We start from the raw sequence: 2,223 nt of genomic DNA, 5'->3' as shown, positions 1-2,223 counted from the left end.
CAGCTTTTGCGGCGGCTGTTGCGGCTGTGCCTTTAGGATCAGCTGCCATTGCTGCAGCAGTCCCTGCATATTTCCCGTAAGCGGGTACACGAGAAGCAACTGCAGCAGCTGATCCAACAAGTCCGGCAGTAAGTATCCCGGCAGAAGTGTTGGAGAGAGCCGAACCGGTTATTGAGTTGGCCATACCCACCGCTTCAGTCATGAAAGCGGATCCCATCCATCCCAAAGCAAGCGCAATAAAGAATGTCGGGTTGGCCAGACTGGCCAGTTCATCAACGTCATTGTTGGGATTGAGAATATCCAGTGAAGACACGCCGTACATAATCAGGCCGAGGGCAAGGCTGGAACTAAAGAGAACGATAATTGAAGCAAGTAGGGTTTTGAGCCCTGCAACGGTCATTTGACGGCCCCAACCGAACCCAAATGTCAGCAAAAGGAATGGGCTGAAGGCGGCTACAATTGTTACACGGAAGATCGCAATCACGGTCTGGGACAGGTATAAAATCATTAAAATGAAATAGGGAACCAACAGCAATATCGCATAAAGATACTTTAACGGGTTGGTCAGTGATCCTGTATCTGCAATGGCAAAAGCAATCGCTGTTACCTTGCTCATGCCGTTTTCAGCGACTGCGGATAAACGAGCTAATCCTTGGATAGTTTCAGGAACTTGCGAAGACTGAATAGCTTCTTCCAGAACAACAGAGGAAGCACTGCCCATAATTGTTATTGTTGTATCAAAAACAGCTAAAATGATGCTTTGAGACTGGGCAGACAGCATCGATGCCGCTATAATAATAAAGAAAAAATCTTTAAGTATTGCAGCAGGATCAATCATGTTGGTAGCAAGTTTAATGCCCTGGACTACAACCCAGACACCGCAGATGGAAATGAAGAGTGTCCACATGGGGCCAAGCATGGTTTCAGAGAGTTTTTCGATGAATTCTCCCGACTGTGCATGGTATGTCGTTACCAGATCACAGGTGAAACACTGGAAGTCATCTATTGTTGGTGTGCTACTTGGTATTCCCATGTTACTTATATCCTCTACTGTCCAGGCCGGAGGACCCGGTCCAAGGCAGAACCACAGCTCGTTGCCGATCTTTGCCCCCAAAAAAGAATTCTTTGATTACGATTATGTGATGTGGGCCTGGAAGAACCTTCCCGATATTGAGAGCTTGAACAGTCAAGTACCTGAACCGGTTTGGGACGCCTATCAGGCATGGGAAGAAGCTGCAAAGAAGCAGAGTGTGTTTGAGGCCATGGAGATATTTAACGCTCACCCCGATAGAGAAGCTTTTAAGAAAGCCCACGACCTCACCCATATTTGGGAGTTTTGGGCTAGACGAGCTGGTGGAGCTGTTCGTAGACCCGCAAATGGAGGAGCCGAGTATTGGCAAACGGGTTGGAATGACTGGACCGAGCATACTTGTAACAGGATTAAAAAAGCTAATTTCCCTGAAGATGATGGTACAACAACCTGCATTATTCCCGATTGGCGCCCCGCAGAATGGAAGGCGGAGGACGAAGCCGCGCTTGAGGAATACCGCAAGAAACAAGCCGCTAACTGACGGTTTATTATTTGAGGACAAGAGAGGGGAAATCATTCGGTTTCCCCTTTTTTCTTGTCGTCTTCTTCTTCGGCCAGAACGTTGTCAATCTGCAGACCTGAAGCCAGAGCAAAGGCGGATTGAACCTTGAGCTGTTGTGCCAGGATCTGATTGGTTTGAGCTTGCACCCGCATGTTTGCGGCCATGGCTTTAGTCAGCACAGTCAGGCGGGTATTTGTATCTTTTGCTTTATCAGCTGCTGCTTCAATTTCAGCCGCTGCCTGGTTGGCATCTGCTGCCATTTTCTGGGCTATATCAGCTTGGCCAAGCCCTTTACTCGCGGCATCAACAAGAACGTTTTCCCGGCGATTGCGAATTTCTGAAACCTGTTCATTTTTTTTGTTCCAGCTCATTTTGGAAAGAGCTTCCGGTGAGATCCAGAGCTTACTGCGATAGGCGTTTCCAGCTTCACAGATCGAGCCAAAATCCAGTTCGTCAAACTCAACGTCAGGCATTAACCTGCTAAGGTCAGGAAGTAGGCAGTTGGCATCCTTACCAAGCTGGGATCCCATCTTGGCAGCGTTAAAAATCGGTATGGCGATTTCGCCAGCTTTGCCAATCGCATTGAGCTGATCTTCAAGCCGGGCTTTCATTTCTTGAAGTTCTTCCAGCT

2 protein-coding genes and 1 pseudogene are annotated in these 2,223 nt (G+C 48.1%); 1 reads left to right on the top strand and 2 read right to left on the bottom strand.

What is annotated here, in order from left to right:
* A partial coding sequence (locus B152_RS23965; RefSeq protein ID WP_157231109.1) for a hypothetical protein occupies positions 1–1,033 on the bottom strand: 1,033 nt, incomplete at its 3' end.
* Between the two features lie 61 nt (positions 1,034–1,094).
* On the opposite strand from B152_RS23965, the gene B152_RS0114935 reads away from it, so the two are divergent.
* Positions 1,095–1,571 carry a hypothetical protein gene (locus B152_RS0114935; RefSeq protein WP_157231108.1) on the top strand — a complete coding sequence of 159 codons (477 nt, stop codon included), beginning with the start codon at positions 1,095–1,097 and terminating at the stop codon, positions 1,569–1,571.
* Between the two features lie 32 nt (positions 1,572–1,603).
* Here the strand turns inward: B152_RS0114935 and B152_RS23960 are convergent.
* A pseudogene (locus B152_RS23960) lies at positions 1,604–2,223 on the bottom strand (hypothetical protein); the annotation flags it as partial.

It is taken from the genome of Kiloniella laminariae DSM 19542 (assembly GCF_000374005.1).
Taxonomy (GTDB): domain Bacteria; phylum Pseudomonadota; class Alphaproteobacteria; order Kiloniellales; family Kiloniellaceae; genus Kiloniella; species Kiloniella laminariae.
Note: the sequence above shows the minus strand (reverse complement) of the source record. Positions and strands in the feature narration are given on the sequence as shown.